The sequence below is a fragment of the Exiguobacterium flavidum genome (genome assembly GCF_003344535.1).
In the GTDB taxonomy this organism is placed as follows: Bacteria; Bacillota; Bacilli; order Exiguobacteriales; family Exiguobacteriaceae; genus Exiguobacterium_A; species Exiguobacterium_A flavidum.
Genome location: NZ_QPKS01000011.1, coordinates 65,028 through 86,769, shown reverse-complemented (window position 1 = coordinate 86,769; position 21,742 = coordinate 65,028). Strand labels below are relative to the sequence as shown.

The window sequence follows — 21,742 nt, the reverse complement described above, 5'->3', positions numbered from 1 at the left end:
AAAATCGAGACATGTCAACATTATTTGTTGTGATGATTCCTGAAAACAGATATAGTGAGAATGAGAATGAATATCAATCGAGTCTGAGGGGTGGAACGATGGAACAGCATGAACTATTCGACGTGACGGTGATCGGGGGAGGGCCGGCCGGGCTCTACTCGACTTTTTATAGCGGCTTGCGCGAAATGAAGACGAAGCTGATCGAGTTCCAGCCCGTCCTTGGCGGGAAGATCCATGTCTATCCGGAGAAGATGATCTGGGACGTCGGCGGACAGACACCGATCACGGGAGCGAAGCTGATCGAGCAGCTCGTCGAACAAGGGAAGACGTTCGATCCGGAAATCGTCCTGAACGAGAAGATCGTCTCGATGGTGAAGGAGGACGGAATCTTCGTCCTGACAGCGGAATCCGGGCGCGTCCACTACTCGAAGACGGTCATCGTCGCTGTCGGGGGCGGTATCCTGAAGCCGCAGAAGCTGACGATCGAAGGGGCGGAGCGGTACGAGGTGTCGAACCTGAACTACACGGTCAAGTCGCTTCAGCATTTCCTCGGCAAGACCGTCATCATCTCGGGCGGCGGCAACTCCGCGATCGACTGGGCGAACGAGCTCGAGCGTGTCGCGAAACAGGTCTACCTGACGTACCGGAAGGACTGTTTGCCTGCGCACGAGGCGCAGGTGACGCAGCTCGCGAACAGCTCGGTCATCTGCTTCCTCAACACGTCGATCTCGAAGCTGATCGCTTCGAACGATCACGAGAAGATTCAGTGCGTCGAGCTGACGAACTGTGCGACGGGCGAGACGGCGAACCTGCAGATCGACGAGGTCGTCATCAGCCATGGCTACGAACAGGATGCGGAGCTCCTTGCAAGCAGTGAGCTCGACATCGAACTCGTCGACGGGTTCTACGTCAAGGGGACGGCGTCGAGCGAATCGAACGTGCCGGGTCTCTATGCGGCAGGTGACATCCTGAAGCATGACGGCAAGGTCAATCTGATCACAGGAGCATTCCAGGACGCGGCGAACGCGGTCAACCGGGCGAAGCAGCATATCCAGCCCGAGGCAGGTGCCGTCGCGATGGTCTCATCACACAACGAGGTGTTCAAGGAGCGTAACCGCGAGCTCATCCAGGAGATGTTCGGGACGAAGCAGGCGGTGCAATGAAAAAAGGGGAACCGATTCCGCTTGCGCGGAACAGGTTCCCCTTTCGTATATGGCTGGACGGGATCAGACTGCTTCCTGATCCGCGGCTTCATCCTCATCTTCCGACTCATCTTTGTCGTCTGATTCGTCATCCTCGTCCTGATCTTCTTTCTGCCCGTCTTCCTCGGCAGGTTTCGAAGGTGTCGTTTCCTCAGTCTCCTCGGCATCTTCATCCGCGACAGAGACATGTTTCTTCAGTTCGAAACGGTCGCCGTTCAAATACTTCAGTTCGAGTTTGACGGCGAAGTCGCTCTCGATTCCGAAATCGGCTGTCATCTTGTCCGTCAATTCCTTGCTGCTGAGACCAGAGAACGCTTCGAAGTCCTGGACGAATTCCTTCACCTTGGCAGGTGAGAGGTCCTTGTCGTTCGTCTTGATATGGAGATGCGCGTGGCGCTTGTTGTACTTATATTTGACTTCGAGGATCAGGTCCTTCGACTTGATGCTTAGCTTCAAGTCGTGGATGAGGTCTGCGTACTCGACACCATCCTTGGTCTCTTCCTCCCCATCCTTGACGCGGTCATTGTCCGTGTCGGCATCCTGCGGGAGTGTCCCGAGCTCGATTTCCGTGCTGTTCGGAAGCTCGTCCTTGTCCGTGTCCTCGAGACCGTCCTTGACGCCGTCCTTATCCGTGTCCGATTTGAGCGGGTTCAGCTTCAGGTGATACTCGATCAAGTTCGACAGGCCGTCACGGTCGTTGTCCTTTGAAGCGACATGTTTGCCTGAGAGTTTGTACTGCTTCTCCCACTTATCCGCGATCTTGTTGCGGTTCTTGTCGACGAGGACGATCTTCTTGTGCGACTTTCCTTTTGAATGCCCTTTCGCGTCGACCGATGAAAGTCCTGGCGAGAAGAGCAGCGTCAGGGCGATGCCGCCGACGAGTACGTGTTTCATCTTTTTCATGTAGTTCGCTCCTGTCTCTTTAGTTTCGGTAGCTGGCTGACCCGGAAGGCCCCTTTAGCTTTGCGTCACCACATTGCTGCGGCTTTGCCTGTTCGTTCTGTTTGCGAAGGAGAACGTACTTTAAATATAACGCATCTTTTTTTCGAAAATAGAGGGCTTTCGTCCTGTCTTTTTTGGAAGTTTGGGGAATGAAAAAACACGCGACTAGGACATTCGTCCGTTCGTCGCGTGTACTTATTTTGATTCGTCGTTCTTATCCTGTTTCCGAAGTGAGAGACGGAAGCGGATGATCCGGTAGAGCCGGTAGAAATCGAGCGCCGCGAACAGCGTCAGGACGATCGTCCAAATGTTGAAGACGGTGTCCTCAATCGAGTTGTAGGCGAGATAGGTGAACAGGAGGCCAAAGACGGTATAGAACGCCGCCATGAACCATGACCCGGGTTGCATCATGAAAAACACTACCTTTCTTGATTAGGATGCCGCGAAGAAGGCGAAAACGGCAACCCCGTTGTTGAAGACGTGAAGGATGATCGGCGCTGAGATCCGGCGCGTCTTAGCGAAGACGAACGAGAAGACGAAGCTGAGGCCGACGTAGATCAGCACCTTGTTGTCGAGGTGCATGAGCGAGAAGACGAGGCCGCTGACGAGCGCGCTGAAGAAGAATGACATCCGCGCCGACAGGTTACCGAACAGGATATGGCGGAAGAGGAACTCCTCGACGATCGGGCCGAGCAGGACGATCATGATCGGCAATGCCGGGATGAACTGAATCGATTCCATCAGTTTGTCCGTGTTCTCGGACCGCGTGATGTTCTCGATCCCGCCGGCGAGCCACGCCTCGATCATGCCGTTCAGGATCAGAAACGCATAATAAAGGGCGAGTCCGATCAAAATCCATTTGACTGTCTCCTTCAAATTGGCTTGGAGTCCCTCCTTGCGCCATTTCTGCCAGTCAGGACGCAAGCAGAAGTACGAGACGACGACAGTGACCGCGTATCCGATGCCGAGCCACCAGCCGAGCGCGAGCGCCCGCTCCGCCTTCGTGTCGAACAGATAGACGAACGAAGCAGGGACGAGCTGAAGGATCATATAAAGCAAGACCGGGATGCTGTGGCGGACGGGAAAACGTCCCGCCATCAGGAAAGGCCGGTTCAATGAATTTTCCATACGCTGCGAATCTCCTTTTTTGTCGTGTTCTGTGCCCATTGTATCAAACATCGATAAGGGACGCACTGAATGGAGATGGTTCGAACGCTCGCAAATCGGGAAATGGTAATAGGTTCATGCTTGAATTCGGGAAAGAAACTCGGTAAGATGAAAATATGTTAGCACTCATTAATTGTGAGTGCTAAAAACCAACTCATATTCAAGGAGGGTGTTTCACGTGTTAAAACCGCTTGGAGATCGTATCGTGATCGAAGTCGTCAAGAAAGAAGAAACAACACTCGGAGGCATCGTGCTTCCTGGATCAGCGAAGGAGAAGCCGCAGGAAGGCAAGGTCGTCGCTGTCGGTACTGGCCGTGTGACGGAGCAGGGCGTACGCGTACCACTTGAAGTGAAGGTAGGCGATCACGTCATCTACGCGCAGTTCGCGGGATCAGAAGTGAAAGTCGATGGGAACGAATACTTAATCGTCCGCGAAAGCGACATTTTAGCAGTAGCAGAATAACAGAGGGGGAAATCAGACATGGCGAAGGATATTCTATTCAGTGAAGAAGCACGCCGCGCGATGCTCCGCGGCGTCGACGCGCTTGCAGACGCAGTGAAGGTGACGATCGGACCGAAAGGACGCAACGTCGTCCTCGAACGCAAATTCGGTTCACCGCTCATCACGAACGATGGTGTGACGATCGCGAAGGAAATCGAGCTTGAGGACCACTTCGAGAACATGGGCGCGAAGCTCGTGGCGGAAGTCGCGTCGAAGACGAACGAAATCGCAGGGGACGGTACGACGACAGCGACAGTTCTCGCACAGGCGATGATCCGTGAAGGACTCAAGAACGTCACGGCTGGCGCGAACCCGATGGTCATCCGCAAAGGAATCGAGAAGGCAGTCCGGCGCGCGGTCGAGGAACTTCGCGAAATCTCGAAGCCGATCGAAGGCAAAGAGGCGATCGCGCAAGTCGCATCGATCTCGGCAGCTGACGAGGAAGTCGGCCAGCTGATCGCTGAGGCGATGGAACGCGTCGGCAAGGACGGCGTCATCACGATCGAGGAGTCACGCGGCTTCACGACGGAACTCGATGTCGTCGAAGGGATGCAGTTCGACCGCGGATACGCTTCTCCATACATGATCACGGATTCGGACAAGATGGAAGCGGTCCTTGAGAACCCGTACATCCTGATCACGGACAAGAAGATCTCGAACATCCAGGAAATCCTTCCGGTGCTCGAACAAGTCGTCCAGCAGGGCAAACCGCTCCTCATCATCGCAGAAGACGTCGAAGGCGAAGCACTCGCGACACTCGTCGTCAACAAGCTCCGCGGCACGTTCAACGCGGTCGCGGTCAAGGCGCCTGGATTCGGTGACCGCCGTAAAGCGATGCTCGAGGACATCTCGATCGTCACGGGCGCTGAATTGATCACGGAAGAGCTCGGTCTCGACCTGAAGTCGACGCAGATCACGCAACTCGGACGTGCGTCGAAGGTCGTCGTCTCGAAGGACAACACGACGATCGTCGAAGGGCACGGTCACTCGGATTCGATCACGGCACGCGTCGGAACGATCCGTTCACAAATCGAGGAGACGTCGAGCGACTTCGATCGTGAGAAGCTCCAGGAACGCCTCGCGAAGCTCGCAGGCGGCGTCGCGGTCGTCAAGGTCGGCGCAGCGACGGAGACGGAGCTGAAGGAACGCAAACTCCGGATCGAGGATGCACTCAACGCGACACGCGCAGCGGTCGAGGAAGGCATCGTCGCAGGCGGCGGTACGGCCCTCATCCACGTCACGAAAGCAGTCGAGTCGATCCTCGCGGTCGCGACGGGCGACGAAGCGACGGGCGTCAAGATCGTCCTGCGTGCACTCGAGGCACCACTTCGTCAAATCGCGGAGAACGCGGGCGAAGAAGGTTCGGTCATCGTCGAGCGCCTCAAGCATGAAGCGCCTGGTATGGGCTACAACGCAGCGACTGGCGAATACGTCGACATGATCGCGACAGGTATCGTCGACCCGGCGAAAGTGACGCGCTCAGCGCTCCAGAACGCGGCATCGGTATCAGCGATGTTCCTGACGACGGAAGCCGTCATCGCGGACAAGCCTGAACCGGCCGGTGCTCCTGCAATGCCTGACATGGGCGGCATGGGTGGAATGGGCGGAATGATGTAAGTCATCCTGTCATCACTGAAATCTGTGGATGGCAGTGAAGAAGGAGCTTCTTACCGTTTTGGAGATTGAGATCAGAAAGGTCGCTTGTAAGTTCTTAGAGCTTACAGGCGACCTTTTTTGTCGCGACAAATTGCTGCGCAAAGCTGTCCTCGATGATGATCGTCGAGCCAGTCTCTCAAAACGTGATTGAACTGTCCTGCTTTTTGGACAGGCCAGACGTGTTGCGCGCCAGGAATCAGACGCCCTATGGCATTCGGGAGATAGCACGGAGCAATCTCGACGGATTCACGAATACTGCGCGATTCCCGTTCCCCAGCGACGAACATGCATGGCGTCTTGATGCCGCCGTACGATTCATCGAGACGGTACTGCATCACTTCCTTCCAGATGGTTTCATATGTCTCGCGCGTAAGGAGCCGATAGTTCGTCACGAAATCGGAGACTTTGTCCGGAGGCAGATGGTAGTGTTCAAGCGCTAACCTGGCGAGGTGGCGTTCATTTCGCATCCCCTGCTGTACGATCCAGGATTGTAGCTTAAGAAGAAACTGGGGGGACATCGGTCTGACCGTGATGCCGCTGATGAACGCGCTGCGAATCTTTTCCGGATAACGTTTGACCAGTTCCAGTGCTACATGGCCGCCGAGTGAAAGGCCGACGACGTGCACCATTCGCTCCTTGATCACGTGTCGTGCGATTTGATCCGCCGTGTCCTCTAAGCTGACCCACGGCGTCGAAACACTTTTCCCGTGTCCGGGCAGGTCGAGCAGAATGACTTGATGATCGGAAAAAGCGTGCGTTTGCTGCCACCACATCCAGCGGCTGGCGCCGATGCCGTGAATGAAGAGGATCGCTGCATCTCCGGTGTGTGTCTCTTCGTAGTCGATCATGGGGAACCTCTCCTTTCGTAGAATCATCTCTTCTGAAACGGCAGGAACACCTCTCATTATCGAGAAGGGATCTTTCCTGTCAAGTGTGCAAACAAGATGGATTGAGCATCTCTCCGGTGCAGGTGAGGCAGCGGCGAGCGGTTCGAATGATACAATGAGTTCAAAAGCACACCATGAGAGGAGAAGATAGCGGATGATCAGCGGACTGTACGAAGCTCACCTGCCTGTCAGGAACCTTGACCGATCGATTGAATTTTACGGGAAGCTCGATTTGGAACTGGCCTATCGAAACGACAGAGTGGCGTTCTTCTGGACGGAGAAGGGGAAGAGCTGGATCGGCCTTTGGGAGACGGACAAAGCCGAGCTTCCTTATCACCCTTCGATCCGGCACATCGCGCTCCGAATCGAGCGGGAGGACATGGGGACGGCGAAGGAATGGCTCGAGGGAAAAGGCATCGAGATCCGCACGGCCTTCAAGTTCGCGCGGGAGCAGCAGCCGCTCGTCCTCGACAACAACCCGCATGCCCACGCCGCCGTCTACTTCGAGGATCCGGACGGCAATTCGCTTGAATTGATGACGCCGCTTCGGCTGGATTTCGAAGAAGCGTTCGAAAAGATGTCCCTGCAGGAATGGGACAGCCGCAATCGCTGATGACCGTTCTGTCACACCGTTCCGTCGAGGAGCGGTGTTTTTCTTTGCGGTCAGCACCAGAACCGAACGAAAATATCCTTAGTTCATGAAATTGTACGACAAAAGAGGGGGAATCCTTTGACATCCCGTCGAATATCCGATACATTGACATAGGAAGCGAACGATTAAGTTAATGGTATACACAATATTCGTCATTAGGGGTGCGAAACATGGACAATGTATTCGATTATGAAGATATTCAGCTGATTCCTGCAAAATCAATCGTCAACAGCCGCTCGGAGTGCGACACGACGGTGACGCTCGGCAAGCACACGTTCAAGCTGCCGGTCGTCCCGGCGAACATGCAGACGATCATCGATGAGACGATCGCCGTCTTCCTCGCAGAGAACGATTACTTCTACATCATGCACCGCTTCAAGCCGGAAGCACGGCTCGACTTCGTCCGCGACATGCAGGCGCGCGGTCTGATCGCCTCGATCAGCGTCGGCGTCAAACTCGAGGAGTATCAGTTCATCGAGGAACTTGCGGATGCTGGACTGACACCTGAATACATCACGATCGACATCGCCCATGGACACGCCGATTCGGTCATCCGGATGATCCATCACATCAAGAGCTATCTGCCGGAGAGCTTCGTCATCGCCGGGAACGTCGGGACGCCTGAAGCCGTCCGCGAGCTCGAGCACGCGGGCGCCGACGCGACGAAGGTCGGGATCGGGCCGGGCAAGGTGTGCATCACGAAGATCAAGACGGGCTTCGGCACGGGCGGCTGGCAGCTGGCCGCGCTGCGCTGGTGCGCGAAGGCGGCGACGAAGCCGATCATCGCGGACGGCGGTATCCGGACGCACGGCGACATCGCCAAGTCGGTCCGTTTCGGCGCGACGATGGTGATGATCGGTTCGCTGTTCGCGGCGCACGAGGAGTCGCCGGGCGAGACGATCGAGAAGGACGGTCTGCGCGTCAAGGAGTACTTCGGCTCCGCCTCCGAGTTCCAGAAGGGCGAGAAGCGCAACGTCGAGGGTAAGAAGATGTTCGTCGAGCACAAGGGTTCGCTCCGCGACACGCTGATCGAGATGGAGCAGGACCTGCAGTCGGCGATCTCCTACGCCGGCGGCAACCGGCTGTCCGCGATCAAGACGGTCGACTACGTCATCGTCAAGAACTCGATCTTCAACGGGGACAAAGTCTATTAAAAAAACGGGAATTCCGCTGCCTCATCGTAGAGGCGCCGGAACTCCCGTCTTTTTTTGTTCAGTCTTCCTTCTGTTTGATCAAGGCGTAGGCGATGTAGCCGATCAGGCTGAGGAAGAGGCCGGTCCCGACGACGATGTAGATCATCGTGAAGACCTTACCGAGTGTTGTCACCGGAGCGAACGTCGGGTGACCGATCGTCGCGAGTGTCGTCACCGAAAAATAAAGGGCATCGAGCCAGGGCAGGTTTTCCAGTTGATGGTAGAAAATCGTTCCGGACAGCAGGATTGCTGCGAGCAAGGACAGGAGTGCCTGGAAGTTCTTCATATGGAACGCTTCACGGATGCCGTGAAAGAGACGGCGGAACGTCAAAAGGAATGAAATCATGATGTGCTCCTTTCTGCAGGATGAGTCTCCTATACTCCATACCCGCCTTTGTCGTTCTTCTTCGTATCATACATCGCGCAATCCGCTTTGTGAATTAGCGCGTCGAGGACACCTTGAAACGAGGAGATCTTGAGAAGTTGACAGACAAAGGAGAGGATATATGCATTTTAATTGCGTATTTTAAGTATAAAACTTAATATGGGATAAAGAAATCAATTTGGAGGGGTGGAGATGGGACAAACGGAAAGACTTCAAATCATGCGGGACTGGCTGAAGACGACCCCTGAGCTGTCACTGGAACAGCTGATGGATCGCTTCACGGTCTCGCGCGATACGGCAAGGCGCGACCTGATCCGGATGGAGGAGGAGGGGGACGTCATCCGCGTCAAGAACGGGGCGATCCGCTCCCGTGTCAATTTGACGGCACGTTATGAGGATCGAATCGTCAGTGAGGATAAGCTGTGGGCGGCGCGAGAGGCGGCGAAGCTCGTACAGGCGAACGAACGGATTCTGTTCGACGCCTCGACGACGGTCGCGGCGATGATCCAATTCCTGCCGAACGTTCCGATCACGGCCGTGACGAACAGCCTCGATATCGCAGAGCAGCTCGGACAGCGGGAGGAGGTCGAGCTCTACGTGACGGGCGGCAAGTTCGATCCGCATCACCGGAGCCTCTACGGATTGAGGACGGCGGAAGACATCCTCGACTACCAGGTCGACAAGGTGTTCATCGGAGCGTGCGGACTGACGGGCGAGGGACTGTTCGCGGAGAATCTCGAGGAGGCCGTCGTCAAGAAGGCGATGGTCCGCAGTGCCGGTGAAGTGGTCGTCCTCGCGGCGGAAGAGAAGTTCAGCCGGCGTTTCCTTCATCGAGTATGTCCGCTCGGGAAGATCGACCGGCTCATCACGAAACACGTGCCGAAGTCGTTCGAGGCGCTGATTGCCGAGACGGAAACCAGCCTGTTGAGAGACGACGAAAAACCGCCTGCCTGAGCAAGCGGTCCGAATTACTTAGCGGTACATTCCTTTATTGTGTTGCTTCGCGTATTTCATCGCATTGTAGACGCGGCCTTCATAGCGATAGGTTCCGTAATCGTAGAAGTCCTCGACGAGCCCGGCCTTCGTGATGTCTTCCTGGAGTAGCTTGCCGTCGAGCCAGACCCAGGCGAGCATCCGGTCGTACTTGTCATACTTGTCCTTGCCGTCTAGCTCGAGCGTGATTTTCTTCGCCGCCTTCAGGCGTTTGCACGTGTAGGCGCTCGCTTCCTTGCCGTAGGGCTCCTTTTTAGTCGTGCTCTCCGGCGTGTCGATCAGCAGGAAGCGGGTCTTGACCTGCTTGCCGTTGATGCTGAACGTCGCCGTATCACCGTCCGTGCATTTGACGAGGCGCGTCGCGTACTTCGCCTTGAGGACGGGTTTCACCACAGGTTTTGAGACCGTCGCGGATACGGTGCTTCCTGTGATCTTTGAAGTCGTCAGCTTGTTCTTGCAGCTGTTGCTGCTGTATTTCTTGACGAGGGCGACGAGGGCCGCCTTCGACTTCGCCGATTTGCCGAGTGCCGTCGGCTTCTGCAGGTGGTACGTACAGTCGGCGTTCCGGAAATGGCCGCCGAGCTTGTCGAGCCGGCCGGGATGGGCATCCGCTTCGTGAGGTGTGAACGTCCCGAAGCTGAGGATGAGGATGAGCATGGATAGGACAGTGCGTTTCATTCTAAAAAACCTCCTGTATTTCGATACATTTCTAAGAATACAGGAGCTAAAATAGTTGCCGAAATCGGTTATTTCGAAAACAGGTCTATGATTCAACGGCCTGCTAAAAAAACATAGGGGGCTATTCCAATGAGAACGATCCAAACGACGCTCGTCGGATTCGGTTTTTCCGGCGTGACGTTCCATGCACCATTCTTGAAGGCCTCGCCGCGCTATGCGGTGCGCCAGGTCGTCTCGTCAAAGGATGACGCACTAAAATTATTCCCTGAAGCGAAGGTCGTTCCGACGCTCGATACGGCGCTTCAGGACGACGCGACGGAGCTCGTCGTCATCACGACGCCGAGCGCGCTCCATTTCGAGATGGCTTCAGCGAGCATCCGGGCAGGCAAACACGTCCTGCTCGAGAAACCTGCCGTCGTGACGGTCGAGGAGGGCGAGGAGCTGATGCGTCTCGCCGCGCAGTACAACGTCCACGTCGCCGTCTACCAAAACCGGCGATACGACGGGGACTTCCTGACGGTCAAACAGCTGATCGAGACACAGGGAATCGGCGAATGGAAGTTGCTCGAGTCGCGCTTCGACCGTTTCCGTCCGCTCGTCCGCGACCGCTGGCGCGAACAGGCGGGACCCGGTTCCGGTATCCTGTTCGACCTCGGTTCGCATCTGATCGACCAGGCGCTGCTTTTGCTCGGTGAGCCGGACGCCGTGACGGGTGACGTCCTGATGCAGCGCGAAGGAGCGGAAACGGATGACGGCTTCTGCGTGACGTTCCACTACGGTGAGAAACGCGTCATCCTGCGCTCGAGTCCTTATGTCCTCGGCAAGACGCCGCGCTTCGAACTCCACGGGACGAAAGGGAGTTACGTCAAATACGGGATGGACCCGCAGGAGGCGCGACTCGCGACTGGGGAGATCGACGGGACGGAGCCGCCCGAGTACTACGGGACGCTTTCACTCGACGGGGAGGAGGCGAAGCCGTTGCCGACGGTCGACGGCTCCTATCAACAGTTCTATGCCGACCTCGCTGCCGGACTGGACGACGGACGGATCCCGGTCGCGCTCACCGACGCGCTGAAGACGATGCGCCTGATCGAGGCGGCCCGTCTGAGCAGTCGCGAAGGACGGCGAGTCGAACGGAACGAATGGTGAATGGAACGAAAACAAGCCGTGTCCGAAATTCTCGGATACGGCTTGTTCGATTTGTTTGACTCACGACTCGTGCTTCACTTCATGGTCCGGATTCGTCTGCGTCCAGCCGCCGCCTTGATCGACGGAGCGGTCGACCGTCGTGTCCCCGTCGCCGTCGACCCAGATGACCGTGCCGTCAGCAAGTACCCGCTCGTGCGGGACGACGTCATGCGTGTTCGGGTTTTCGGAAAGGGTCACGGATTCGCTAGCCTCGCTGCTTGACGCTGCCTGGTCATCCGCGAACGCATCACCTTCATTGCCGGTGACGTCGGCGACGTCCGCGAGATCGAGGGCGGACAGGCCGAACGCTGCGACGGCGGCCGTCTTTCCGACTTCGCGAAGCCCCTTCTTCCACTGCTCCTCGTCGCCGGTCCATACGCCTTCTGCGACCTGGAGTGCGCTGCTTGCCGTCGCCTTGACGCCGCTGACGACGGCCTTGCCCGTCTGGCTTGCCCCTTCGCCAATGTCGCTCATGCCTTGTGCGACTTTTTCGTCGTCCTTCGCGACGAGACCGCTTCCGACGTTCCAGGCGCCTTCAGCGAAATTGCCGAGCTGCTTGCCGGCGAATTCGGTCGACGACTTGACGCCGTCCCCGACCTCCTTGATGAAATCGGAACCCGTCAGCTCTCCGACTCCTTTGATCAGGCCGCCTGTGACGCCGCCGACGACCTTTCCTGCAATCGAACTGAATCCTTTGATCATGCCCATCATTATCCCTCCTGCTTCATTGTTATAGAGTAATCCAGTTTGAGCGGGCTTGCTTCTTTTCTAAAAAAATTCAAGATGACCTATGCATCAGCCATTCATGCCGTTCCCGTAGAAACGTTCAGCGGCGATGATCTTGATGCATGCAGATACAGGATGTTGAATAATCGAATCAACATATTGTGTAAACGCTTACATAATAAGTGGGGGAACAACCCTGCATATGCTCAATAGTGAGCATAAACTAAAGATGTAACCAGGAATGAAATCCCTAAAGGAGGGTTCATCATGACACAATCACTCGATGGATATGAACGGGCGACCGGTGCGACGCGGAAGTCACCGATCCATGTCACGTCCGAGATCGGTGAATTGAAGACGGTACTCTTGAAACGGCCCGGCCGGGAACTCGAGAACTTGACGCCGGACCATCTCGGTCGGCTGCTGTTCGACGATATCCCCCACCTGCCTGTCATCCAGAAGGAACATGACTACTTCGCGGCTGTCCTGAAGAACAGAGGGATCGAGGTGCTCTACCTCGAGAAGCTGATGGAGGAGGTGCTCGCGATCCCGGGGCTTCGGGAACGATTCGTCGCCGACGTCCTCGAGGAGTCGAAGTCGAACATCAACGGGTCGTACGAGACGCTTCGCGATTATCTGCTCAGCTTCGACAACGAGCAGCTCGTCGAGACGGTCATGGCGGGTATCCGCAAGACGGAGATCCCGCACAGCAAGCGGACGCACTTACACGAGATGATCGAGGACACGTATCCGTTCTACCTCGATCCGATGCCGAACCTCTACTTCACGCGAGACCCGGCCGCTGCGATCGGTGACGGCCTGTCGATCAACCGGATGAAGGAACCGGCGCGGCGCCGCGAATCGCTCTTCATGCACTACATCATCGCGTACCATCCGCGCTTCGCGAAGCACGACATCCCCGTCTGGGCGGACCGCGACTACCGCTTCTCGATGGAAGGCGGAGACGAGCTCGTCCTGTCGAAGGAAGTGCTCGCGATCGGCATCTCGGAACGGACGACGGCGCAAGGCATCGAACGTCTCGCGCGCAACCTGTTCGAGCGGAGCGACTTCAAAAAGGTCATCGCGATCGAGATCCCGAAATCCCGCGCCTTCATGCATCTCGACACCGTCTTTACGATGGTCGACTACGACAAGTTCACGATCCATCCGGCGATCCAGGGGCCGGGCGGACAGATGAACATCTTCGAGCTGACCCGCGGCGAGGACGACATCACGATCACGAAGCGGACGGACCTGCTCGAGACACTGAAGGACGCGCTCCATCTCGACCACCTCGTCCTGATTCCGTGCGGCGGGGGCGACGCGATCGCTTCGGCCCGCGAGCAGTGGAGCGACGGCTCGAACACGCTTGCGATCGCACCGGGCGTCGTCGTCACGTACGACCGGAACTACGTCTCGAACGAGCTGCTGCGCTCACACGGCATCGAGGTGATCGAGATCGGCTCGAGCGAACTGTCACGCGGACGAGGCGGCCCGCGGTGCATGAGCTGCCCATTGATGAGAGAAGACATCTGATTCCATACGAGGAGGAACCTATCATGTCGAAAACAGCGCATATCGATCTCCGGAACCGTCACTTCCTTTCATTGAACGAGTTCACGGAAAGCGAGATCAACTACCTGATCGACCTGTCGGCGGAACTGAAACGGCAGAAGAAGGAAGGCATACCGCACCGCGTCCTTAGCGGCAAGAACATCGCCCTCCTGTTCGAGAAACCGTCGACCCGCACACGTTGCGCCTTCACGGTCGCGGCGATCGACCTCGGGATGCACCCGGAATACCTCGGCAAGAACGACATCCAGTTCGGCAAGAAGGAATCGGTCCGCGACACGGCGATCGTCCTCGGCCGGATGTTCGACGGCATCCAGTACCGCGGCTTCAGCCATGAGACGGTCGAAGGGCTTGCGAAGGATGCCGGGGTCCCGGTCTGGAACGGCTTGACCGACCTCTACCATCCGACACAGATCCTCGCCGACTTCCTGACCGTCAAGGAGCAGCGCGGCCACTTGAAAGGCATCAAGTTCGTCTACGTCGGCGACGGTCGCAACAATATGGGCAACACGCTCCTGATCGGCGGAGCGAAGGTCGGGATGGACATCCGGATCTGCGCGCCGGAATCACTCTGGCCGGAGCGCTCGATCATCGACTACGCGGAAGCGGTCGCGTCCGAGAACGGCGGGCGGATCATGGTGACCGAGGATATCGACGTCGCCGTCGACGGCGCGGACGTCATCTATACGGACGTCTGGGTCTCGATGGGTGAGGAAGCCCAGTTCGAGGAACGGATCAAGCTGCTCAAACCGTACCAGGTCGACATGGAGATGATCCGCAAGACGGGCAACGACGACGTCATCTTCCTCCACTGCCTGCCTGCCTTCCATGATCAGGAGACCGAGGTCGGACGTGCCATCTTCGAGAAATACGGTCTGCGCGAGATGGAGGTGACGGACGAGGTGTTCCAAAGCACGCACTCTTCCGTCTTCGACCAGGCGGAGAACCGGATGCATACGATCAAGGCCGTGATGGCGGCGACGATGACGGATTGTACGGAACTTTGGAGCTGATTTCTCACACCGGAAAGGATGAGAGGACATGGTGACCAAACCGCATGACACGACCGGAACGTCCGGAATCATACCGGAGACGAAACAGAAAAAACTTGGATTCTTCGCACTGACGGCAGTCGTCGTCGGCTCGATGATCGGCGGCGGGGCGTTCAACCTCGCTGCCGACATGGCAGCCGGGGCGAGCGCAGGCGCCGTCCTGATCGGATGGGTGATCACCGGCATCGGGATCATCGCGCTCGGTCTCAGCTTCCAGAACTTGACGATGCGCCGTCCGGATCTCGACGGCGGGATCTACAGTTACGCCCGCGCCGGATTCGGTCCGTTCGTCGGATTCAACTCCGCCTGGGGCTACTGGCTGTCGGCCTGGCTCGGCAACGTCGCCTACGCGACGCTCCTGTTCAGCTCGATCGGCTACTTCTTCCCGGTGTTCGAGGGCGGACAGAACCTCGCCTCGATCCTCGGCGCATCCATCCTCCTCTGGCTCGTCCACGCCTTGATCCTGCGCGGTATCCATGAGGCGTCTCTCGTCAACATCATCACGACGATCGCGAAGCTCGTCCCGATCTTCGCCTTCATCACGCTTCTGTTGTTCGCGTTCAACTATGACCAGTTCACGTTCGAGTTCTTCGGAGAAGGCGGCTTCAGCTTCAGTTCCGTCAAGGACCAGGTCGTCTCGACGATGCTCGTCACGCTCTGGGTCTTCATCGGCGTCGAAGGGGCGGTCGTCCTGTCAGGGCGCGCCGCGAAACGGTCCGACATCGGCAAGGCGACCGTCATCGGTCTGATCGGCACGCTGATCATCTACGTCCTGATCTCGGTCATGTCGCTCGGCGTCATGTCGAACGCGGATCTCGCCGCGGTCGATCGTCCGGCGATGGCATATATCCTCGAGAGCGTCGTCGGGCAGTGGGGAGCGATCCTGATCAACATCGGCCTCGTCATCTCGGTCCTCGGGGCATGGCTCGGCTGGACGTTGCTCGCTGCTGAGATTCCTTATGTCGCGGCGAAGGACGGGGTCTTCCCGAAATGGTTCGCGAAGGAGAACAAGAACGAGGCGCCGGTCAACGCTCTCTGGCTGACGAACGGCTTGATCCAGCTCTTCCTGTTCACCTTCCTCATCTCGGACGCCGCCTACACGTTCGCCTTCTCGCTCGCCTCGAGCGCGATCCTGATCCCTTACGCGGTCTCGGCATTCTTCCAAGTGAAGGTGTCGCGCGGCGAGATCGGATATGCGCCAGGCGAGAAGCGGACGCGCGACCTGATGCTCGGCCTCGTCGCCTCAGCTTACGGCATCTGGCTGATCTACGCGGCAGGTATGGATTATCTCCTGCTGACGACGCTCCTGTACGCACCGGGTACTCTCCTGTACATCAAGGCGCAGCGGGAGGCAGGAATCAAAGGGCTGACGAAATGGGAATGGGCGGGAGCAACGGTACTGACGGTCCTCGCGCTCGCTGCGCTCATCGCCATGTGGAACGGCAATCTGTCCATCTAGGAGGGGTTTGATATGAAAGGCAAACGAATCGTCATCGCGCTCGGCGGGAACGCGATCCAGCAAGGGAAGGAGGCGACGGCCGAGGCGCAGAGCCGGGCCGTCGCAAGGACGGCGGAAGCGCTCGCCGAACTGTCGCTTGAAGGCTACGAGGTCGTCGTCACGCACGGGAACGGCCCGCAAGTCGGGAACCTGCTGCTGCAGCAGGCTGCCTCGAGCCCCGCGATCCCTGCGATGCCGCTCGACGTCTGCGGCGCGATGACGCAAGGAATGATCGGCTACTGGTTCCAGAACGCGCTCGACCGTGCATTTTCAAGACAGGAGAATCCGCCGTCGGTCGCGACCGTCGTCACGCGCTGCGTCGTCGACCCGGCCGATCCCGCCTTCGCGAACCCGACGAAACCGATCGGTCCGTTCTACAGCGAAGAGGAGGCGAGAACCCGGACGATGGCAGGATACGTCTACCGTGAGGACGCGGGCCGCGGCTACCGGCGCGTCGTCCCGAGTCCGCGTCCGCAGTCGATCGTCGAACATCGTGTGCTGACGGATCTCGTCGAACGGGGTCATCTCGTCGTCGCCTCGGGCGGCGGAGGGATTCCGGTCGTCGAGACGGGGGAAGGGTACGTCGGCGTCGAGGCCGTCATCGACAAGGACTTCGCGGCCGAGAAGCTCGCTGAGCTGATCGATGCCGACACGCTCGTCATCCTGACGGCGGTCGAGCACGTCGCGATCCACTATCATCAGCCGGACGAGCTGGCGCTTCGGGAAGTGACCGTAGCTGAGCTTGAACGATATATCGAAAGCGGGGAGTTCGCCCCGGGCAGCATGTTGCCGAAGGTCGAGGCGGCGCTCGAGTTCGTCCGCTCGAAGGAGGGGCGCAGAGCCGTCATCACCTCGCTCGACCGGGCGAAGGAGGCGCTTGCCGGCGAGACGGGCACGACGATCGCCGTCTCGTTCAACCAGCTCGTCTGAAGGGAAGGGAGCGGCGATGCCCGCTCCTTTTCGATTGTCGTAAAACCGTGACATCCTGCATGCGCACGGCCCGATGCGGGAATGTATGCTAGTGAGGAGAATGATTGAAGGAGGAAACGGGATGAAGCGGAACGTGACGACGGACGAGCTGCGCGGTCTCGACATCTTCGAAAAATGTACGGAACGGGAGCTGGCACAGCTTTTGCCGCACGTTTTTCACCGGACCTACAGGAAAGGCCAGTTGCTGTTCATGGAAGGGGACCCGCGCGAGCGGATCTACTTCCTGCTCGAAGGCTATGTCCGGCTCGAACGGGTGAACGTCACGGGAACGCTCCAGTACTCCGATTACCTGAAACCGCGCCAGCTCTTCCCGTACAGCGGGATGTTCGAGGACGAGTTCTATCGTTATACCGCTGAGGCGTTGACGGACATCGAGGTCTATTACGTCCCGACGCTTCAGCTCGAGCAGATGGCGAAGCGCCATTCCGCGATGCTGTTCCACATCATCAAGCAGATGAACCGCCTGCTCGATCTGCATGAGCGTCGCGTCCAGGAGATCATCACGCCGAACGCGACGGCACGCGTCCTCAACACGATCCACTTCCTGATGGAGGACCTCGGAGAGCAGCGGGAGGACGGCATCCATGTCAGCTGCCCGTTCACGACGATCGAGTTGTCACGTCTGTCCGGGACGTCGCGCGAGACGGTGTCCGGCGTCCTGTCGAAGTTGCGAAAGGATGAGATCATCCGCTTCAGCGCGAAGCATCTGATCGTCGAGCAGCCGGAGTTTTTCGTCAAGGAATGACCGGAAGACAAAGAAGGCCGCCTCCTCGTTCGGAAGCGGCCTTCTGTATGACGGGGACAGTCAGTCTAGTTTTTTTCTTTGATATGCGTCACCTTCGGGTAGCCTTCGACCGGCTTGAAGCCGAGCTCCTCATAGAAGTGAGCGGCGTCATCTGTGTAGAGGGTGATCCTGTCATAGGTGAGGAACGCCTCGTCCGTGATTTTTTTCAGGAGGGCGGAACCGGTCCCGGTGCCGCGCGCTTCCGGGATGACGTAGAGATGCCGGACGCGTCCCGTGCCGTCCATGCCCGTCTGTTTCGAATAACCGCCGCAGCCGATGACCTGTCCTGCCGGGAGGACGGCGACGAACATCGCTTCTCCGTTGCCTTGGAACGTCTCCGTCCGGCGCAGGCGCAGCATTCGTTCGATGAAGTTGTAGCCTTCGCGCTCGCTCTTCGAGAGGAGCGGCAGCCAGCCGACGGCGTCGAAATCCGTCACCCGTTCGATCGTGAAATAACTCATGAGCAATTCCTCCTCCGGTGTATATATCTGTTCATTCCCTTTCGGCAGGACAAGGGAAACGTCCCGGACCTTCGGAATCTTTTCAAAAGACACTGGATTTTTAAGTGGCATTTTGAGTATAATAAAAAGTAATGTATTGAACGCATATGAAAGGAAGTGGCCGTCACAATGAGCCTCAGCCGTTTGAAAAAAGAACAGATCGTCGACATGTCGTTGATTGAATTCGTCTACGAAATGCTCCAAGAAGCAGGCGAACAGCCGATCACCTTCGATGATATCACATCAGAGATCTTGAAATACCATACGTTTACAGATGATGAGGACAAGTTCGAGAAGCTTGCCCAACTCTATACAGACATGAACATCGACGGAAACTTCGTCAACGTCGGAGCGAACCGCTGGTCACTCCGTGCTTGGTATCCGTTCGACAAGTCGGACGAGGATCTCGTCATCGAGGCGCGCCAACGCGGCGAGCTCGACGAGTTCGAGGAAGAGTTCAACTATGACGCGGAAGAGGACGAGTTCGAGACGATCGAAGACGACCTCGATACGCTGACGAAGCGTAACGACTACGACGCTACGGAAGAAGACGAAGAAGATGCCTTCGAGAAGGTAGCGACGATCGGCGAAATCGAAGAAGACCTCGACGACGAGGATCTCGACGAGTTCGACAACGAAGACGAAGAAGAAAACTGATCATGAAGGAACCGCCCAAGGCGGTTCTTTTCCTTTTTTGCTAAAAACCGCATCTGATTTTCTGCTGAAAATCTGCTTGACGAAGTTTCGAGAATGACGTAAGGTAGTCATGGGCTTCTTTAAGCAACGTTGTTGGATTTCAGCAAAAGTGTCTCCTGTCGATCGGGGGCACTTTTGCTTTTTTTGTTTTTTCGTCCTCTTTTATTTTCAGTATGCGAAAGGAGTAGTTGGATCATGACAAAGTATATTTTCGTAACAGGTGGGGTAGTATCTTCGCTCGGTAAGGGGATCACGGCCGCTTCGCTCGCGCGCCTTCTCAAGAACCGTGGCTTGAACGTCACGATCCAGAAGTTCGACCCGTACATCAACATCGACCCGGGTACGATGAGCCCGTACCAGCACGGTGAGGTGTTCGTCACGGATGACGGCGCTGAGACGGACCTCGACCTTGGTCACTACGAGCGCTTCATCGACATCAACCTGAGCCAGAACGCGAACGTCACGTCAGGCCGCATCTATTCGACAGTCCTGAAGAAGGAACGCCGCGGCGACTACAACGGTGGGACGGTCCAGGTCATCCCGCACATCACGAACGAGATCAAGGACCGCGTCTATCGCGCCGGCAAAGAGACAGGCGCGGATGTCGTCATCACGGAGATCGGCGGAACAGTAGGGGATATCGAATCGCTTCCGTTCATCGAGGCGATCCGTCAGGTGAAGAATGACATCGGCAAGGAAAACGTCATGTACGTCCACTGTACGCTCATCCCGTACCTCGCGGCAGCAGGTGAGATGAAGACGAAGCCGACGCAGCACAGCGTCAAGGAACTCCGCAGCTACGGGATCCAGCCGGACATCATCGTCCTGCGTACGGAGCATCCGGTGCCTCAAGAGATGAAGGACAAGATCGCCCTCTTCTGTGACACGCGTCCTGAAGCGGTCATCGAGGCGGCAGACGCCTCGACGCTTTACGAAGTGCCGCTCAACCTGCAGGAACAAGGCATGGATCAGCTCGTTTGCGACTACTTCAAGTTCGATGCGCCGGAAGCGGACATGACGGCCTGGAAGGAACTCGTCCACACGGTGACGCACCTCGAGAAGAAGACGAAGATCGCTCTCGTCGGGAAATACGTCGAGCTCCGCGACGCGTACATCTCGGTCGCTGAAGCACTCAAACACGCAGGATTCGCCTTCAACAGCGACATCGAGATCGACTGGATCAATGCGGAGGATGTCACGCCTGAGAACGTCGACGAGCTGCTCGGTTCAGCTGACGGCATCTTGGTTCCTGGCGGATTCGGTGAGCGCGGGATCGAAGGGAAGATCGAAGCGACGCGTTACGCGCGTGAGAAGGACGTCCCGTTCTTCGGTATCTGCCTCGGCATGCAGCTCGCGACGGTCGAGTTCGCACGCAACGTGCTCGGACTCGAAGGCGCGCACTCGGCAGAGATCGCACCGACGACGCCGTATCCGATCATCGACCTCTTGCCGGAACAAAAAGACGTCGAGGATCTCGGGGGCACACTCCGTCTCGGTCTCTATCCATGTAAGCTCGAGGAAGGTTCGAAGGCACGCGCGGCTTATTCGAGCGAGCTCGTCTACGAGCGTCATCGCCATCGCTACGAGTTCAGCAACGAGTACCGCGAGCAGTTCGAAGCGAACGGCATGATCTTCTCGGGTACGAGCCCGGATGGCCGTCTCGTCGAAATCATCGAGATCCCGGAGAACAAATGGTTCGTCGCGTGTCAGTTCCACCCGGAGCTGATCTCGCGTCCTGAGCGTCCGCAAGCGCTCTTCCACGACTTCATCCAGGCTTCGCTCGGAGAATAAGAAAAAGAGGCACTATGGCCTCTTTTAAGGGGGAACGTTCGGGGGTGGCTCAAGCATAGCGCTCTGAGCGAAAGTCAGCCTCCCCGTTTGTTTCATCTTAATATGAAGAAAATCGAGAAAAGACAGCACGCGGACGCCCGCATGCTGTCTTTTTTCATTCCCATTCCTCGGTCATCTCACGAAGCTGCGTCAAGATGTGCGTCAGCAGGAAGGCGCACAAGGCGAGGCTTGGCAAGCCATGGCGCGAGCCGTCCTCCGCCGGGAGCAGCCCCTTCTCGAACTTGAGCGCGAGCGGGGCGATCGAACGTTCGAGCGTCTCCGTCACCGGGCCGAGCGTGACGATCGAATACGGCGTGTGCCATGCGTCATAGCGGGCGAGCGCGGCATGCAGGTCGCTCCGCTCAGTGTCCGGTGTGAAGATGAGGACGCGGTCGACCGAATGGAGCGTCTTGTGATCCTTCACCTTCGTCACGCGCTTCATCTGGTCCGGTCCCTCGGTCAGCATCGGATAGAGTCCCTCGAGCTCACCGAAGGCATGGACGTACACCTTGCCTTCGCCGACGAGCGCCTGGGCGAGCAGGCGGACCACATCGAACAGTTCATCCTCTTGTTTTGCCAGTGTTTGTAATTTACCATTGAATTGAGTAGCGAGAATTTTTAACATCCGAATCATCCTTTCTTTGGAGCG

Annotated in this window: 23 protein-coding genes and 1 riboswitch; of the genes, 14 read left to right on the top strand and 9 right to left on the bottom strand. The window is 57.4% G+C overall.

Going from position 1 to position 21,742, the window contains the following annotated elements; translation table 11 throughout:
* The first annotated feature begins 98 nt into the window (after positions 1-98).
* Positions 99-1,163 carry an NAD(P)/FAD-dependent oxidoreductase gene (locus tag DFG60_RS11280; protein ID WP_114571876.1) on the top strand — a complete coding sequence of 355 codons (1,065 nt, stop codon included), beginning with the start codon at positions 99-101 and terminating at the stop codon, positions 1,161-1,163.
* A gap of 63 nt (positions 1,164-1,226) precedes the next feature.
* Here the strand turns inward: DFG60_RS11280 and DFG60_RS11275 are convergent, their stop codons facing one another.
* The 3 genes from DFG60_RS11275 to DFG60_RS11265 all read right to left on the bottom strand — a co-directional run bounded on the left by DFG60_RS11275 (position 1,227) and on the right by DFG60_RS11265 (position 3,272).
* Positions 1,227-2,105: a hypothetical protein gene (locus tag DFG60_RS11275; RefSeq protein WP_114571875.1), complete on the bottom strand. Its 879-nt coding sequence runs from the start codon at positions 2,103-2,105 to the stop codon at positions 1,227-1,229.
* Between the two features lie 24 nt (positions 2,106-2,129).
* Positions 2,130-2,204, bottom strand: a riboswitch (cyclic di-GMP riboswitch).
* Between the two features lie 135 nt (positions 2,205-2,339).
* The gene (locus tag DFG60_RS11270) at positions 2,340-2,555 is read right to left on the bottom strand and encodes a YdiK family protein (protein WP_232818702.1); all 216 of its coding nucleotides are present in this window, start codon (positions 2,553-2,555) and stop codon (positions 2,340-2,342) included.
* 21 nt (positions 2,556-2,576) lie between these two features.
* Positions 2,577-3,272: a CPBP family intramembrane glutamic endopeptidase gene (locus DFG60_RS11265; RefSeq protein ID WP_114571874.1), complete on the bottom strand. Its 696-nt coding sequence runs from the start codon at positions 3,270-3,272 to the stop codon at positions 2,577-2,579.
* Between the two features lie 217 nt (positions 3,273-3,489).
* On the opposite strand from DFG60_RS11265, the gene groES reads away from it, so the two are divergent.
* On the top strand, positions 3,490-3,774 hold the full coding sequence (groES, locus tag DFG60_RS11260; RefSeq protein ID WP_114571873.1) for a co-chaperone GroES: 285 nt from the start codon (positions 3,490-3,492) through the stop codon (positions 3,772-3,774).
* Positions 3,775-3,792: 18 nt separating this feature from the next.
* Positions 3,793-5,430: a chaperonin GroEL gene (gene groL, locus DFG60_RS11255; RefSeq protein WP_114571872.1), complete on the top strand. Its 1,638-nt coding sequence runs from the start codon at positions 3,793-3,795 to the stop codon at positions 5,428-5,430.
* Between the two features lie 101 nt (positions 5,431-5,531).
* Here the strand turns inward: groL and DFG60_RS11250 are convergent, their stop codons facing one another.
* Positions 5,532-6,317, bottom strand: a complete 786-nt coding sequence (locus DFG60_RS11250; protein ID WP_157964539.1) for an alpha/beta fold hydrolase — start codon at positions 6,315-6,317, stop codon at positions 5,532-5,534.
* 193 nt (positions 6,318-6,510) lie between these two features.
* On the opposite strand from DFG60_RS11250, the gene DFG60_RS11245 reads away from it, so the two are divergent.
* Both DFG60_RS11245 and guaC read left to right on the top strand, forming a co-directional pair.
* Positions 6,511-6,969, top strand: a complete 459-nt coding sequence (locus DFG60_RS11245) for a VOC family protein (RefSeq protein WP_114571870.1) — start codon at positions 6,511-6,513, stop codon at positions 6,967-6,969.
* Between the two features lie 209 nt (positions 6,970-7,178).
* On the top strand, positions 7,179-8,162 hold the full coding sequence (gene guaC, locus DFG60_RS11240; protein ID WP_114571869.1) for a GMP reductase: 984 nt from the start codon (positions 7,179-7,181) through the stop codon (positions 8,160-8,162).
* 58 nt (positions 8,163-8,220) lie between these two features.
* On the opposite strand, the gene DFG60_RS11235 is transcribed toward guaC, so the two are convergent.
* Entirely contained in the window at positions 8,221-8,547 is a 327-nt protein-coding gene (locus DFG60_RS11235) for a potassium channel family protein (RefSeq protein ID WP_114571868.1), read from the bottom strand.
* Between the two features lie 231 nt (positions 8,548-8,778).
* Between DFG60_RS11235 and DFG60_RS11230 the strand changes: the two genes are divergently transcribed.
* Complete coding sequence (locus DFG60_RS11230; protein ID WP_114571867.1) at positions 8,779-9,540, top strand: DeoR/GlpR family DNA-binding transcription regulator; 762 nt, start codon at positions 8,779-8,781, stop codon at positions 9,538-9,540.
* Positions 9,541-9,558: 18 nt separating this feature from the next.
* On the opposite strand, the gene DFG60_RS11225 is transcribed toward DFG60_RS11230, so the two are convergent.
* Positions 9,559-10,257: a thermonuclease family protein gene (locus DFG60_RS11225; protein WP_232818701.1), complete on the bottom strand. Its 699-nt coding sequence runs from the start codon at positions 10,255-10,257 to the stop codon at positions 9,559-9,561.
* Positions 10,258-10,386: 129 nt separating this feature from the next.
* On the opposite strand from DFG60_RS11225, the gene DFG60_RS11220 reads away from it, so the two are divergent.
* Positions 10,387-11,406 (top strand): Gfo/Idh/MocA family oxidoreductase, encoded by a 1,020-nt coding sequence (locus DFG60_RS11220; protein ID WP_114571866.1) that lies wholly within the window; start codon positions 10,387-10,389, stop codon positions 11,404-11,406.
* Between the two features lie 60 nt (positions 11,407-11,466).
* On the opposite strand, the gene DFG60_RS11215 is transcribed toward DFG60_RS11220, so the two are convergent.
* On the bottom strand, positions 11,467-12,153 hold the full coding sequence (locus DFG60_RS11215; RefSeq protein ID WP_114571865.1) for a hypothetical protein: 687 nt from the start codon (positions 12,151-12,153) through the stop codon (positions 11,467-11,469).
* A gap of 285 nt (positions 12,154-12,438) precedes the next feature.
* Here DFG60_RS11215 and arcA point away from each other — a divergent pair, with 285 nt between their 5' ends.
* The 5 genes from arcA to DFG60_RS11190 all read left to right on the top strand — a co-directional run bounded on the left by arcA (position 12,439) and on the right by DFG60_RS11190 (position 18,028).
* A complete protein-coding gene (gene arcA, locus DFG60_RS11210; protein WP_114571864.1) occupies positions 12,439-13,707 on the top strand; it encodes an arginine deiminase in 1,269 nt (422 codons plus the stop codon).
* 23 nt (positions 13,708-13,730) lie between these two features.
* On the top strand, positions 13,731-14,756 hold the full coding sequence (gene argF, locus DFG60_RS11205) for an ornithine carbamoyltransferase (protein WP_114571863.1): 1,026 nt from the start codon (positions 13,731-13,733) through the stop codon (positions 14,754-14,756).
* A 28-nt stretch (positions 14,757-14,784) separates the two neighbouring features.
* Complete coding sequence (arcD, locus tag DFG60_RS11200; protein ID WP_114571862.1) at positions 14,785-16,254, top strand: arginine-ornithine antiporter; 1,470 nt, start codon at positions 14,785-14,787, stop codon at positions 16,252-16,254.
* A 12-nt stretch (positions 16,255-16,266) separates the two neighbouring features.
* Complete coding sequence (arcC, locus tag DFG60_RS11195; protein WP_114571861.1) at positions 16,267-17,223, top strand: carbamate kinase; 957 nt, start codon at positions 16,267-16,269, stop codon at positions 17,221-17,223.
* A 121-nt stretch (positions 17,224-17,344) separates the two neighbouring features.
* Positions 17,345-18,028: a Crp/Fnr family transcriptional regulator gene (locus DFG60_RS11190; protein ID WP_114571860.1), complete on the top strand. Its 684-nt coding sequence runs from the start codon at positions 17,345-17,347 to the stop codon at positions 18,026-18,028.
* A 65-nt stretch (positions 18,029-18,093) separates the two neighbouring features.
* On the opposite strand, the gene DFG60_RS11185 is transcribed toward DFG60_RS11190, so the two are convergent.
* Positions 18,094-18,528, bottom strand: a complete 435-nt coding sequence (locus DFG60_RS11185; RefSeq protein WP_114571859.1) for a GNAT family N-acetyltransferase — start codon at positions 18,526-18,528, stop codon at positions 18,094-18,096.
* Between the two features lie 168 nt (positions 18,529-18,696).
* Here DFG60_RS11185 and rpoE point away from each other — a divergent pair, with 168 nt between their 5' ends.
* Together rpoE and DFG60_RS11175 are read left to right on the top strand one after the other, a co-directional pair.
* Positions 18,697-19,224: a DNA-directed RNA polymerase subunit delta gene (rpoE, locus tag DFG60_RS11180; RefSeq protein WP_114571858.1), complete on the top strand. Its 528-nt coding sequence runs from the start codon at positions 18,697-18,699 to the stop codon at positions 19,222-19,224.
* A 234-nt stretch (positions 19,225-19,458) separates the two neighbouring features.
* Positions 19,459-21,054 (top strand): CTP synthase, encoded by a 1,596-nt coding sequence (locus tag DFG60_RS11175; protein WP_114571857.1) that lies wholly within the window; start codon positions 19,459-19,461, stop codon positions 21,052-21,054.
* A gap of 154 nt (positions 21,055-21,208) precedes the next feature.
* On the opposite strand, the gene DFG60_RS11170 is transcribed toward DFG60_RS11175, so the two are convergent.
* On the bottom strand, positions 21,209-21,718 hold the full coding sequence (locus DFG60_RS11170; protein ID WP_114571856.1) for a DUF2529 family protein: 510 nt from the start codon (positions 21,716-21,718) through the stop codon (positions 21,209-21,211).
* Positions 21,719-21,742: the final 24 nt, after the last annotated feature.